The 13578-nt window shown below is 74.5% G+C and carries 12 protein-coding genes; 8 read left to right on the forward strand and 4 right to left on the reverse strand.

Annotated elements, in window-relative coordinates:
- Positions 1-56: 56 nt before the first annotated feature.
- The gene (locus D476_RS0124280) at positions 57-542 is read left to right on the forward strand and encodes a DUF6194 family protein (protein ID WP_017626516.1); all 486 of its coding nucleotides are present in this window, start codon (positions 57-59) and stop codon (positions 540-542) included.
- Positions 543-693: 151 nt separating this feature from the next.
- A complete protein-coding gene (locus tag D476_RS0124285; protein WP_017626517.1) occupies positions 694-1116 on the forward strand; it encodes a MerR family transcriptional regulator in 423 nt (140 codons plus the stop codon).
- Between the two features lie 275 nt (positions 1117-1391).
- Here D476_RS0124285 and D476_RS0124295 read toward each other — a convergent pair whose 3' ends face one another.
- Positions 1392-1961: a hypothetical protein gene (locus D476_RS0124295; protein WP_026123816.1), complete on the reverse strand. Its 570-nt coding sequence runs from the start codon at positions 1959-1961 to the stop codon at positions 1392-1394.
- A gap of 1259 nt (positions 1962-3220) precedes the next feature.
- Here D476_RS0124295 and D476_RS0124300 point away from each other — a divergent pair.
- Positions 3221-3877 (forward strand): HNH endonuclease family protein, encoded by a 657-nt coding sequence (locus D476_RS0124300; protein ID WP_017626520.1) that lies wholly within the window; start codon positions 3221-3223, stop codon positions 3875-3877.
- A 134-nt stretch (positions 3878-4011) separates the two neighbouring features.
- Here the strand turns inward: D476_RS0124300 and D476_RS0124305 are convergent, their stop codons facing one another.
- Both D476_RS0124305 and D476_RS34370 read right to left on the reverse strand, forming a co-directional pair.
- Positions 4012-4602 carry a snapalysin family zinc-dependent metalloprotease gene (locus tag D476_RS0124305; RefSeq protein ID WP_017626521.1) on the reverse strand — a complete coding sequence of 197 codons (591 nt, stop codon included), beginning with the start codon at positions 4600-4602 and terminating at the stop codon, positions 4012-4014.
- Positions 4603-5540: 938 nt separating this feature from the next.
- Positions 5541-6191 (reverse strand): TetR/AcrR family transcriptional regulator, encoded by a 651-nt coding sequence (locus tag D476_RS34370; RefSeq protein WP_017626522.1) that lies wholly within the window; start codon positions 6189-6191, stop codon positions 5541-5543.
- Between the two features lie 502 nt (positions 6192-6693).
- On the opposite strand from D476_RS34370, the gene D476_RS0124315 reads away from it, so the two are divergent.
- Positions 6694-8151, forward strand: a complete 1458-nt coding sequence (locus D476_RS0124315) for an MFS transporter (protein ID WP_017626524.1) — start codon at positions 6694-6696, stop codon at positions 8149-8151.
- Positions 8152-9306: 1155 nt separating this feature from the next.
- Complete coding sequence (locus D476_RS0124320; RefSeq protein WP_026123817.1) at positions 9307-9669, forward strand: VOC family protein; 363 nt, start codon at positions 9307-9309, stop codon at positions 9667-9669.
- 67 nt (positions 9670-9736) lie between these two features.
- On the opposite strand, the gene D476_RS0124325 is transcribed toward D476_RS0124320, so the two are convergent.
- Positions 9737-10384 (reverse strand): hypothetical protein, encoded by a 648-nt coding sequence (locus D476_RS0124325; RefSeq protein WP_017626526.1) that lies wholly within the window; start codon positions 10382-10384, stop codon positions 9737-9739.
- A gap of 364 nt (positions 10385-10748) precedes the next feature.
- On the opposite strand from D476_RS0124325, the gene D476_RS0124330 reads away from it, so the two are divergent.
- The 3 genes from D476_RS0124330 to D476_RS0124340 all read left to right on the forward strand — a co-directional run bounded on the left by D476_RS0124330 (position 10749) and on the right by D476_RS0124340 (position 13560).
- The gene (locus D476_RS0124330) at positions 10749-11930 is read left to right on the forward strand and encodes a CobW family GTP-binding protein (protein WP_017626527.1); all 1182 of its coding nucleotides are present in this window, start codon (positions 10749-10751) and stop codon (positions 11928-11930) included.
- A 78-nt stretch (positions 11931-12008) separates the two neighbouring features.
- On the forward strand, positions 12009-12257 hold the full coding sequence (gene rpsR, locus D476_RS0124335) for a 30S ribosomal protein S18 (RefSeq protein ID WP_017626528.1): 249 nt from the start codon (positions 12009-12011) through the stop codon (positions 12255-12257).
- An 82-nt stretch (positions 12258-12339) separates the two neighbouring features.
- The gene (locus D476_RS0124340; RefSeq protein WP_017626529.1) at positions 12340-13560 is read left to right on the forward strand and encodes an alpha/beta fold hydrolase; all 1221 of its coding nucleotides are present in this window, start codon (positions 12340-12342) and stop codon (positions 13558-13560) included.
- Positions 13561-13578 lie beyond the last annotated feature (18 nt).

The raw sequence follows: 13578 nt of genomic DNA on the forward strand, positions 1-13578 counted from the left end.
GTCCGCCATGGGCCAACCCTCCATAAGCACTTCAACCCCACACTTCAACCATGAGTATGCAGCGGATCCTCGAAGCCGTGCGCGCCCTCGACGGCGTGCTGGAACTCGCGCCCACCGAGGGGAGCGGGTTCCCCGAACTCGCCTGGGGCGACCACTTCTTCTACTACGCGCCCGACGGGAATGTCCCCGAGCGGGAGCAGCCCTACGCCACGATCGTCACGAAGGACTACCCGGACGACACCGCGTCCGATCTCGACGGGGAAGGGCGGTGGCGGCTGAATGTCCACGTCGGCAAGGCCGTCGCCGCCGAGGTCGCGGGGGAGGGCGCGGAAGGCGCGGCGGGCCCGCCGGACTTCGCGGCCTCCGACGTGTTCCTGCCGCACCCGGTGTACGGCTCCCTGGGGTGGATCGCCGTCGTCGTGCCGGGGGAGCGGACGCTCGACAGGGCGGTCGGGCTGCTCCGTGACGCCCACGAGCGGGCCCGGCGGCGGGCCCTGCGCCGTACGTCGGTCGGCGGTACCCGGGCGGGCGCCGAGGACTGAGTCCGGGCGCCGCCGGACCCGCCCTCACAGGCCCGGTGTCCGGCGGCGCGCCCCGGCCGAGGCGGCCGGAGCAGCCGGGCCGTGCCGGCCGGTCGGATTGGGCCTGGGACCACTCTCCTCCCCGTGCGGGAAGAGGCGTACATTGACGGCCATGGCTGTAGTCGAGACCGACGGACTGTCCATTGCCGAGGCCGCCGTCTACACGGGGCTGACGGCCGACACGCTGCGCTACTACGAACGGATCGGACTGGTCGGCCCCGTCCCCCGGGACGGAGACGGCAGGCGGCGCTACGACCGGGACACCCTGCACTGGCTGGAGACCGTGCTCGTGCTGCGCGACACCGGGATGCCGGTGCGCGAGATGGTCCGCTACACGCGGCTCGCCCGCCAGGGAGACGCCACGGCGGACGAGCGCCGCCGCATCATGGCCGACCACCTCGACCGCCTGCGCGCGCAGGAGGAGAGCGTCGCCAAGGCGCGCCGCTTCGTGCAGACGAAGATCGACGTCTACGACGGCGTCCTGAAATCCTGCGCACCGCCGCCCGACGAGCCGGGCGACCGCGCGCGGCCCTGACCCCTGACCGGCCCCCTCGCCCGTGGGGGGCCGGCGGACCTGGACGGAACGGCCCTCCCTATGGGCCGGCGGGCGGATCGCAGGGCCGGATTCCCTGCGGCCGTCCGCGCCGCAGGGGCGGGCCGGGACGAGCGGCCGCTCCGGACGGGCCGTCCGTCAGGGGACCGACCCGAAGAGGCGCGTCCCGGTTCCCCGTGGGAGCGGAGGGCCTATCGCCTCCGTGTCGTCGTGCCCGTGCCGGAAGCGCTCGGCCATCGCCTCCGGCTCAGCGCCCTTCACCCCTCCTCTCGGGTGATCCCCAGGGCGGTTCTTCTGACCTCCTCCCGCCCCAGGAGGTCCGCGCTGTCGCGGACCTCCACGGCCACGCCCCTGTCCTCCAGCCAGAACGCCTCCGCCGCTCCCATGAACCCGGGCGACCCCCGGTGGTCGAACTCCTCCAGCTCCCACTCCTGCGCGTCGCGCTCGTGGTACTCGGCCAGGAACGCCCGCAGCTCCTCCGGCCCGGCCAGCGTCTCTGCGCGCATCACCAGCACCTGGAGCTCCACCCGGAATCCCCCTCCGGCCAGTGCCCTCTCCCACGTTCGGGCGGTGAAATCCACCCCGCCCCAGGTGAAGGAGACTTCCGAGGCCTCCACCTCCGCGCCCTCGGCCAGCGCCGCTGGCACGTGCCCGATCGCGAATCCGTCCACCGTTCCCCCTTCCGGCTCCGGCGTGTCCTCCGCACCCGGGGCCGCTCCCGCTCCCGCGGTCGTCCCCGGTGCCGCCGCAGCGGTGGCGACCACGGCGGCGACCACGATGGCGAGCACCGCCGCCCACGCGCGCACCGTACCTCTCACGATCCGCATGTCCTTTGCACCTCCCGTCCCGGACCGGAGCCCCTCTCCGGACCGGCGGCACCAGAGTGCGGCAATGGGCGGGCCGGACGGGGACCGGGTTCGCCGCCTGTGGACAACGGGGCGGCGGGACGGCGTCCGCTGGAGTGGTGGGGCTTCTGCCGACTGCGACCGCATCCGGCGGTCGCCCCCGGCCGCCCGCCGAAGGGCGGGTCTCAGGTCAGGGCTTCGAGGGCGGCCCGACCTGCTCCAGGGCCGTAACCAGCAGGCTGACCTGGTCGGACGGAAATTGCCCTCATCCAGCGGGTGTGACCCGGGCGCACGCTGAGGACCGTCCGACGGGCACCCGGCCGCGTGAGTACGCCGACGAAGGGGGAGTGCCTCTTCGCCGGTTCTGGCAGCACTCGGATGCCCCGGTGCGACGCGGACGGCCGTGGTGCCGACGGGTTCTGACGGCACCGCTGTTTCGTTCCGGGTGTGATGGAGGCTCTCGGGCCCGGGAAGGAGGACAGGCATGCCAGGACCGGGGGAGTACCCCTATGGGCTGCGTGAACGCGCCGCAGGGACGGCGGTCGGGGCCCGCCGGGGCCCGGTCGCACGCCCCGGAGCGCTGCCGCGGGCAGGCGAGTAGCCGGGAACCACCCCCGAGACGCTGCACAACCGGGTCCCGTCGGCCGGGTCCGAAGCAGGCTCCTCCCCGTGAGAAGAGGTCTCAGCCGGGGGCCGAGCGTTGCTTCCGAGCCTCCGATAAACCCGAAACGGGACACCACGGCCGTCCGCGTCGCCGACTGCCGCCGCCTGCCGCGCCTTGAGGCCGTTCGTCCTCGCCCTGCTGCGGGCGCTCCCCTCCTGCGGCCACGCCGTCGGCGAGAGGGCCGCGTCCACTGGTGGTGGAACCCCTCGCGGCAGCGACCGCCCTACGCCGGAAGGCCTTCGACCGCCTGGAAAGGGGGCCCGCTCTGCTCGGCGTGCCCGACGACCGATGCGTGCCCGCGAGAGCGGCGGCCGTCGAAGAAGGAGAACAGGCGCTCCGGGCCCTGCAGCGCACTCGGAACCCCTCGACACGGTCCCACCTCCGCGGCACGTGCCGTCTGCGCGGTCCGACGAACGCCGCCAGGACCCGTGAACGGAACCACCCGCGCACCGCCCGGGTTCGACACGCGTCATCGCCCGTTAACCGAGGGTCATTGTGCGGCTCGCCTCGGCGGGGGACGCTCGGAGCGCCGCAAGGCGCCGAAGACCTACCCCGCTCACCGAGGAAACGGAGCCCCATGACGCACCGAACCCCCCGGCGTGTTCTCGGCCTTTTTGCCGCCGCCCTCGCCGCGGCCGCCGCTGCCGCGCTCCTGCCCGCCGCCCCGGCCGCCGCCGCGTCGCTTCCGCCCGGCATCCCCTCCGCCTCCGAGGCCCGCAGCCAGCTCGCCGGGCTGCAGGTCCGCCCCGAGGGCGCCTCCGAACCCTACGACCGGTCCCTCTTTCCGCACTGGGGCGCCGTCGACGGCAACTGCAACGCCCGCGAATACGTCCTGCGCCGCGACGGCGAGAACGTGGAGACCGACAACGCCTGCCGCGCGGTCTCGGGCACCTGGTTCAGCGCCTTCGACGGCGAGACCACCACCGACCCCTCCACCTTCGACATCGACCACCTGGTCCCGCTGGCCGAGGCCTGGCGTTCGGGCGCCGACACCTGGTCCTCGTCCAAGCGCTGGTCCTTCGCCAACAACGTGGAGGGCCCCCTGCTGTGGGCGGTCACCGCCTCCAGCAACCGCGGGAAGGGCGACCAGGACCCCTCCGACTGGCAGCCCTCGCGCTCGGCCGTCCACTGCGACTACGCCAAGTCCTGGATCAACGCCAAGCACCGCTACGGCCTGGCCGTCGACAGCGACGAGAAGGCCGCCCTGACGGGGATGCTCGACGGCTCCTGCTGACCGGCGCGCTGCGGGTCGCACCCGCGGGGCACGCGAAGGGGCCGCCGCCCGCCCGACGGCGGGTGGCGGCCCCCGGTGGACGGCCGCGCCGGGGCCGGGGCCGCCGCCCTGCGGCGCGGCCCCGGCGGAACGGCCTAGGGCCGGTCGACGACGAGGGTGCCCGCGGCCGGGGTCTGCGCGGAGGCACCGCCGCCGTACAGCTGCTCGACCCGCGAGCGCTCCCGAGCGTTCGGTGTGGCGTTGGTGCAGTTCACGCCGCCCGTCGAGCCGGACATCAGGGACGAGCAGGGCCCGGGCTTGACGTCCGGCAGCCCGAGGCTGTGCCCGAGCTCGTGGGAGGCGATGCGCACCGTGTCGTAGCCCTGCTGCACGGCCTGGCGGCCGAACCAGATGGTGGCCGACCCGCCGGGCCGCACCGGGCCCAGGGTCGCCATGGGCCAGCCGTTGGTGGCCACGATGGTGATCTCGGCGCGCTGGCCGGGCTGGGCGCGTACCAGCTCGACGTTGTCCACGGCCGCGTTCCATTCGGCGGCACCGGCCGCCATCGCGTCCTGGAACTCTCCGGCCCTGCTGACGTCGTAGCGCAGGACCGTCTGCTGGACGGCGGCGTCGCCGCCGGGTGCGGGTGCGGGGGAGGCGGCCGCCGGGGCGGCGACCGCGCCGCCGCCGATGAGGGCGGCGATGGTGGCGATGACGAGGGTGAGCGGGGATACCCGTCGCGTCATGTGCGGACTCCTTGCGGGTGGGGGAGCGTCCGGCCCTTTTGGGGCTCGCGTGAGTCTAAGTCCGCCCATGTCCTACTACAAGGGGTGTTCACGCGGGTTCTGCGCGTTACGGGCGCGGCCGGATGCGGGCATCCGGGTGGCCCGCCCTTGACCTGCGCCTGTGCGCTGCGAGGCTGAGAGGGAGGCAGGCGTGGCCGCCGTCCTCGACGGGGGCACGCCCCGCCCCCGCTCGCCGTCGTTCATCCCCGGACACCGGCAGCAGCAGTGCGTGCGCACACCGGGGCGGGGCGGACGCTCCACGGCGACGGTGCCACCCCTCGCCGGGCGCCCGGCGACCGGCCCGCGACGTGCGAAGTGACGGGGGTGCGGCCGCCGGGCGCCACCGACCGGGAACGAGGGCGCCGCCGGGCGTGGACCAGGTCGTGTCCCCGGGGAGCCGAGGCTTCCGTCGGCGGGCGTCTGCGAGATCGGTTGACTCCAGGCGGGGCCTGTCCCACCTTTCGAGGACCTGGCAGGGGCCTCGCCGGCAGCGGGTCACGGCCGCCGAAGGCCGCACGACTCCGGCGGACGCCGCGGCGGGCCGGGCACCGGCTCCGCGTCGTCTCCCGGGAGTCGCCGGTGCGAGCGGACCGGCCCGCCAGGGCAGATGTCCTCTTTTCCGCTCGAACGGGCCGGTCGACCTGCGGAGATACCGGGTGAGCGCCGCTGGGGCCGCGTCTCGCTCAAGGCGGGCGCCCGTCGCGGCCGTCTTAGCCAATTCCGCGCGGGACCGGTGAACCCCCGTCGGCCTGCGCGAGCGCCGTGGCCGCGACCGGCCCCCGGCCCCGCGGCACCGTCGCTGCGGGCCGGGCGCCCGGCCCGAGTCGGACACCGGGCAAGGCCGCACGGGCCGAGTGGGAACCGCACGGGTCGAATGGGACCGGACGGCGCAGGCGGCATCACCGCCGAGGGTGCGGGCTCCCCGCAGAGGCGACCGAGGCGGCGGGAGCCTGACCGGTCAGCCGCGCCAGAACGACGTCGACCACGTCCACCACGTAGTCGTCGGAGATGGTCGCCTCGCCGGTCAGGCAGCGGTGCGTGAGCATCGCCGGACCGACCTCGGCCAGCAGGTCCAGGTCGCTCTCCGGGGCGCCGTCCGATGCGGTGCGCAGTACTTCCCGGATGCGCCTCTTGCAGGGGGCGACCACGTGCTCGTTGACCAGGGCGCGCATGAAGCCGGTGTCGGTGCCCACCTCCGAGGCGAGCGCCTGGAAGAGCGTGCCGCTCGTGTGGTTGAACACCGACTGCAGGAAGCCCAGGAGGGCGATGAGGTCGGTGCGGGTGTCGCCGGTGTGCGGGACCTCGTCTGGGTCGGGCAGTGCGTCGCGCAGTGCGTCGCCGAGCATGGCCTCCTTGTCGGGCCACCTGCGGTACAGGGCGGACTTCCCGGTCCCCGCGGCGGCGGCGACGCTCTCCATGGTCAGGTTCGCGTAGCCGGTCGAGCGCAGCTCCTCAAGGACGGCGGCGAAGATCGCCTTCCTGAGCTCCTCGCCCCGGCGGCGGGTCCGGGCAGGGGCCTCCGGGACCGGATCGGCGGCTCTGGGCCGCATCGCTGGACCACCTCTCCTCCCGAGCCGAGCGCGGGCACCATCTTAGAGGGCGTCTGAAAAGGGGCAGGGCGTGAATCGGGCCATGCGCCGAACCAGGATCGGGCCCATCGTCAGATAGAGGACGTTCTCCGAGGTCACCGGCCGGTACTCGTCGTCCTCGCCGGTGCGCCGAACGTCCTGGCCAGGCGAAGGTCCGCTCCACCGCCCACCAGTGCGGTACCACGGCGAAGCGAGGCACCGGCCCCGGGCGCCCGGATCCGGGCGCCCCCGCCGTCGCGCCTGCGCGGGCCGCCGGAGCGCGACCCTCGCCGTGTCCGCACCGCTCGACGGCGCACCCGGGCCCCCCTTTGGGCCGCCTTTTCGGCCGCGCTGCTCGCGACGGGCCCGGGCCCGTCGACGCACATGATTTGTAGTGGACGCATGCGTCCACTATATAGTGGACGTCGGCGTCCCTTAATGGGGGCGCCCCGTCGGCGCCCGCCCACCCCCGGGAGGAAGAACCGTGTCCACAGCATCCCCGTCCTCTGCCCAGGAGGGCCCGCCGCCCGCCGCGCCCCGCCGTCCCGGCCTGGCGCTGGTGGTGATCGTGGGGGTCGAGCTGATGCTGATGCTCGACATGACGATCATGAACATCGCCCTGCCCGACATCCGCGAGGGCCTGGGCTTCACCCCGACCGGGCTCGCCTGGGTCGTCAACGCCTTCGCCCTGACCTTCGGCGGCCTGCTGCTCCTCGGCGGCCGCGCCGGGGACATCCTCGGGCGCCGCCGGGTCTTCACCGTCGGCGTGCTGGTCTTCACCGCCGCCTCGCTCATCGGCGGCCTGGCCGTCTCGGCCGAGATGCTCATCGCCGCCCGCGCTCTGCAGGGCGTCGGCGCCGCGCTCGCCGGTCCCAGCACCCTGGCCCTGCTCATGACCCACTTCGCGGAGGGGGCGCCGCGCAACAAGGCGCTGGCGGTCTACTCCACCGTCACCGGGTCGGCCATGGCCCTGGGCCTGCTGGCCGGGGGCGTGATCACCTTCCTGGCCTCCTGGCGCTGGGTGCTGCTGGTCAACGTGCCCATCGGCATCGTCGTGGCGGCACTGGTGCCGCTGGCGCTGCGCGAGGCCGAACGCAACGAGGGCCGATTCGACATCGCGGGGGCCCTGGCCTCCACCGTCGGCCTCACCGCACTCGTCTACGGGTTCCTGCGGGCGGCCGAGGGCGCGTGGGGCGCCCCGGTCACCCTGGCCTGCTTCGCCGGGGGTGTGGTCCTGCTGGCGCTGTTCGTCCTCAACGAGGCCCGCGCCTCCCAGCCGGTCATGCCGCTGCGGCTGTTCGCCGAGCGCAGCCGCGCCGCCGGCCTGCTGAACATGCTGCTGGTACCGGCCACCCTGTTCGCGATGTTCTTCTTCCTGGTCCAGTACCTGCAGGAGGTCCTAAAGCAGTCGCCGATCACCGCCGGCCTGTCGTTCCTGCCCATGGCCGTCGCGGTCTTCGGCGGCGCCCAGATCGTGCTCAAGCTGGTGCCCAGGACCGGCCCGAAGCCGATCGCGGCCACCGGCGTGGCGCTGGTCAGCGCCGCCGCCCTGTGGCTGACCGCGCTCAGTCCCGACAGCGGCTACCTGACCGGGGTCCTGGGGCCGATGGTGATGTTCGGAATCGGCGTCGGCTGCAGCGTCGTCCCGCTCAACATGGTCATCGTCTCCGGCGTGCCCGCCGAGGACTCCGGCGCGGCCTCGGGGTTGCTCCAGGCGCTCCAGCAGATCGGCGGCGCCCTGGGCCTGGCGGTGCTGGTGGCCGTGTTCGGCGCGGCGAGCCGCGGCGCCGAGGCGGCCGGAGAGGGTCCGGCGACCGTGATGACCGAGGGGATCTCGGGCGCGTTCACGGTCGGAATCGTCTTCACCCTCGTGGCCCTGGTGGCCACCCTGGTCGGCATCGACGGGGCCAAGACCAAGGCGGCCGCCGCCGGAGGCGGCTGACCCCTGCTCACGCCGTCCCATGGGGACGGGGCCGCGCCGCCGACGACGGCGCGGCCCCGCTGGTGTTCGCGGCATTGGTGCGAGCCCGCGGCGGGACACGGACGGCCGAAGGGTGCGGTACGGGAGGCGGAGAAGGGCCGCCGGAGGCCGTGGCGGGGGTGCAGCGGGGGAGCGGCGCGGCCGAAAGCGCGCGGCGGCGACGGGCCGGGATGCCCGGGTACGGGGACACCGGCGCCTCCCTACCTGGGCCCATTGGGCCGGTCCGGCTGCGGAAGGGGACCGTCGGGCCTGGCGGGGAGGCGCGTTATGACTACCGGCGGAACCGGGGGAGCCCGGTTCGGTAGGGGGCCAGGGTCGGGGTCTGAGGATTCACAGGGTCATCCGTTGCAGCCGCAGGAGCAGCCCGGCGCGCAGGAGCACGAAGAGCCGTGACCGCACGAGCATCCAGCCATGAATGCGTCACCTCCCTCTCCTAGGGAGGATCAGCGGTGGGCGGCGCATTGTCAACGGCCGGGCCGTTCCTGTGCGTCCCTCGGCAACGGACCGAAATCCGCACTCCTTCCGCGCGCACTGTCGGAATCGCGCTCCCCCCGTGGGCCGTGTTCGAGGTCCGACAATTTCAACGGCGAGTGGCGTCAAGAACCCGTAGGGCAGTGTCGTCCCGCGATATCCGGGGCGTTGAATCTCCCCCTCGGGTGCACCGAAGGGGCGGTGCCACCGGCGGGGTTCGCCGTCTACGCGCCGCAGCGGCTCCATTCCTGGCGCCCCACTCCGTCGGCCTCCGGGGGCGAACGGCACAGCACCGTCGCCACCGCCCGCCTGCAGACCTGCCGTGTTGACCAGGCATGCGGGATGGACGCCGACGAGGTCGCAGGCTCGTCGACGACGGCACCACCGGACCGACCCCGGGCGTCCTGGGGGAGGGAGAACGGCGTGAACGTCCCGGAGCCGGAGGAGCAGGCACCTGTGTCCTGACGGTGAGAGGCCATCCTCCTCTCCCCCGAGGCGGCCGCCCGGCCCCCTGCCGGGCGGCCGCCGCCACACCGTGCCCTTGGGGTCCTCGGACTCCGTGCCCTGGCAGGGCACCCGGGGCCGGTGTGCCCGGGCCGGTGTGTCCCGCTGGCGTTCGGCCCCGTTCGTCCCGACCATTCCGGTATGGGAATCACACACACGAGGACCGTGACCCTCCCGGTCGCCGACCTCGACCGGGCCAGGGACTTCTACACCGAGGTCCTGGGCTTCGCCGTCGTCGCCGACCGGACCGTCGGACCGGTGCGCCACCTGGAGGTCGCCCCGCCCGGGTCGCGCACCGGGTTCGCGCTGTCGGTCGCCGAGCAGGGGTGCGGGCACGGCATCGTCCTGGAGAGCGACGACGTCGACGGCGACTGCGCGCGCCTGGCAGCGGCGGGGGTGCGCGTCGAGGAGCCGGAGGACCATCCGTGGGGGCGGCAGGCGGGGTTCACCGACCCCGACGGCAACGCCTTCGTCCTGGCCGGGCCGGTCCCGGACGGGTTCTGACCCCGGGCTCGCACCGTCCGCCCCCGGCCGGGACCCGCCTTGCGGGCGGCCGTCCCGAGGAGGCGGATCAGCCCTCCAGGCCCTGCTCCTCGGCCGCGTTCTCCACGATCTCGTCCAGGATGGCCTCGGCCTCCTCCTGCCCGATGGTGTCGCCGAGGATGGTCAGGGTGAAGCGGATGCCGGGCAGGTGGTACTCCAGCTTCTCCTGCAGCTCGGTGTCGGTGTGGTCGGCGACGCCGCCGAACCGCTCGGTGACACCGGTGCCGTAGAACTCCTCGCCCTGCGGCTCACCGGAGGGCTCCCTGCCCTCCTCGTCCACGGCGCTGGGCTCCTCGCCCACCTTCAGGTCGGCGACGCGCGGAAGCGGGATCTCCAGGTCGTCCCGCCCCTCGCCGAAGATCTGGCAGCTCAGGTGGCCGTCGAGCACCCCGCCGCTCTCGCGGCCGGTCGCCCAGTCCACACGTGCGGTGACCGTGTCGGTGAAGCCGACCTCCTCGCAGCCCTCGGGGATCTCCAGCAGCTCCGGTCCCGCTTCGGACGGGCTCGGCTCGGGGGAGGGCTCGGACGCGGCCTGCTCCTGGGACCCCTCCTGTTCCGGTTCCGGGTCGTCGCCGGAGCCGGCGCCGCCCCCGCAGGCGGCGAGCGCCACGAGGGCCGCCGCGGCCGTGGCGGTGAAGGCGGCGAAACGGATGGGGGAGCCCGGCTCGGTCGTCATGTTCCTCATTCTCGAGTTCCGGTGGCGGATGCGGGGGGTCCGGCGGAAATGCCGGCGGCACCGGCGACCGTACAGGAATGTCCGTGATCGCCGGAATCGGGATTACCGCTGTGAATCTCGCGACACCGTGTCCTCGGATGCGTTCCGTGAATGGATTCAGGGCCGCGGGGCGGGAATTCCAGGTCGTGGATGCGGACAGGCGGGGGGTGGTCGCTGTGCGTGTCCACCCCCGCGGCCGGAGGCGGCCAGGCCCCCAGAGCGGTGTGTCGTGCGGCACAGAGCCGTGCCCGGCGGACGGGGCGCTGTCCGGCCGATGTACGATAACGATTATCGTTTTCAATCTGAGGAAGGCGAGGTCCCCGAGATGAAGCAGGCCCTGCCCGCGCGAGTCGCCCTGGTCGCCGGGCTCCACGCCGACGCCCGGAGGCGGGCCGTCGACCGGCTGCTGGAGGCCGAGCCCGGAGCGCTCGCCGTCCACCACGACCTGGGCCGCATCGGCGACGGCGAGGTGTACCGGGTGCTCCGCGACCGCTGGGGCACCGTCGAGCGCACCCGGGTCGACCTGGTCCACTCCTGCGTCTCGTGCACCCTGCGCCAGGACCTCGTCCCGCTGCTGTGCGGGCTCGCCGAGCGCGGCGAGCACAGCCTGTACGTGGTCGAGGCCTGGGACACGGTCGCCCCCCGCTCGGTCGCCGAGGCCCTGACCGCCACCGTCGTCGACGACCGGCCCATCGCCGAATGGGTGCGCCTGGCCGGGGTCGCCACCGCCGTGGCCGCCGACCGGCTCGTCGCCGACCTGGCCACCACCGACGACGTCGACGACCGCGGGCTGGCCGTGGCCGAGGAGGACGACCGCACCGTCGCCGAGGTGCTCGCCCAGCAGATCGAGTACCCCACGTGCCTGGTGCTCGACGGAGGCGCCGGGGGCGGCGCCGATCCGGAGCGCTGCACCGCGGTCCTCCTCCAGCTCAACCCGGCCGCCCTGGTGGTGCCCCCGGAACGGGAGGCGCTGGCCGCCATGGCCGACGGGGGCTTCGACCCGGAGGCCGCCGCGGCCCGGATGGACCCGGCCACCGCCCAGCCGCCGGACTCCTGCGAGGCCGGGGAGGTGCGCACGGTCACCTGGCGGCGCTCGCGGCCGCTGCACCCGGACCGGCTGCACCGCGCGCTGGACGACGTCGTCGCCGCCGCGCTGCGCAGCCGGGGGCGGTTCTGGCTGGCCAGCCACCCCGACACGATGCTCGCCTGGGACGCCGCCGGGGCGTCGCTGTCGGTGGAGCCGTGCGGGCCGTGGCTGGCGGCGCTGCCCGACGCGGCCTGGGAGCTGGTCTCCGAGCGCCGCCGGGCCGCGGCCGCCCTGGACTGGTGCGCCGAGCACGGCGACCGCTGCCAGTGCCTGACCTTCACCGGTGTGGGCCTGGACGCGGGACGGCTCACCCGGGTGCTGGACGCGTGCCTGCTCACCGACGAGGAGCTGGCCGAGGGCTACCGCCGGGACGAGGACAGCGACGACCCCTTCGACGAGATCATCGCGGCCGCTCTCTGACCGGACCCCCGCGAGGGGCCGTTCCGCGATGGGGCCCGGCCCCCCGTACCGACCGACACCCGACCCCGAGGACCGACCATGAAGCCGCGCCGACCCGCGCACCCGCGACGCAAGCCGAACCCGCTGGCGGACGTGGAGTACATCGACTACAAGAACACCGACCTGCTGCGGAAGTTCATCTCCGACCGGGGCAAGATCCGCAGCCGCAGGGTCACCGGGGTGACCGCCCGGCAGCAGCGCCTGCTCGCCGCCGCGATCAAGAACGCCCGGGAGATGGCCCTGCTGCCCTACCCCGACCAGGACCGCGCCCGCCCCGGGCGCCGCTGACCGGGCGGGGCCGACGGCACGGCACGCACCCGTCGGCTCCGCCCCCTGCCCGGACGCCCCCGGCGTGCGCCAGGATGGCGCCATGAACACCGAGACGCGCCGCGCCGAGCGCCTGCGCCGCATGCCCGGAGTCCGTACCGTGCCCCGACCGGTCCTGCCCGAGGGAGGTGCGGAGTTCGACCTGGCCTACGCCCGCGAGGGGCGCCCGGACGGCATGCCCCTGCTGGTGGTCCCCGGCGGCCCCGGTCTGGCCTCGGTGCTCCCCTACCGCCCGGTGCGCCGCGCCGCGGCCCGGCGGGGCTTCGACGCGGTGATGGCCGAGCACCGGGGCGTGGGCCTGTCCCGGCGGGACCGCCGCGGCGCCGACCTTCCGCCCGCGGCGCTGACCCTGGCGGCGGCCGCCGACGACCTGGCGGCCGTCCTGGACCACTGCGGGATCGGCCGGGCGGTGGTCTGGGGCTCCTCCTACGGCGGAGTGCTCGCCCAGGTCTTCGCCGGGCGCCACCCCGAACGGGTCGCGGGCCTGGTGCTGGACAGCACCTCGGGAAGCTCCCGGGCCGACCACGCCGTCGTGCGCGACCATCTCCGCCGCCTGCTGTGGCGCGGGGAGGAGCCGGAGACCGCCGGCGCCGCCGAGCGCCTGCGGGGCCTCGTGGCGTCCGGGGCCGTCGCCCCGGAGGAGTGCCAGGACGTGGTCCCGGTCGTCTACGAGTTCGGCGGCGCCCCCATGGTGGAGCGCCTCTTGGAGGCGGTGGCCCGTGGACGGCGCGGCACCTGGAAACGTGTGCGGGGCCTGGCCGACAGGGAGGTCGAGCAGCGCGCGCCCCATGTGATGGAATTCGACCTGGTCAGCGAGATCTGGCGGCGTGAGCTGCACGACCTGGAGCCCGACGGCCTGCCGCTGGACCCCGCGGCGGCCTTCGCGCACATCGGCGCCGGGCGCGAGCCCGACTTCGTCGGCCTCCCGGTGGACGCCGAGGCCGTGCAGCGCGGCCTGTCGGTGCCCGTCGCGGTCCTCAGCGGCGCGTACGACCTGCGCGCGGTCCCCGCGGGGGCGGAGGCGATGGCCGAGCGCATCCCGGATGCGGCGCTGGTCCGCTTCCCGCGCTCGGGGCACAGCTTCCTGGACCGGTTCCCCTTCGCGGGGCTGGTGGCCGCAGGAGCGGTGGCGGCCGGACGCCATGGGGACCTGCCCGGCTTCGTCGACCGCCTGGAAGCGGGGCGTGGGGTGACGAGCGCGTCCGCGATGCGGGGCTACCTCTCCGCGTCCTTGGTGATGGACGGGGTCCCGCCCCGACGGTGACCATGGTTCGGTGAGCGC

The sequence above is a fragment of the Nocardiopsis chromatogenes YIM 90109 genome, from assembly GCF_000341185.1.
In the GTDB taxonomy this organism is placed as follows: domain Bacteria; phylum Actinomycetota; class Actinomycetes; order Streptosporangiales; family Streptosporangiaceae; genus Nocardiopsis_A; species Nocardiopsis_A chromatogenes.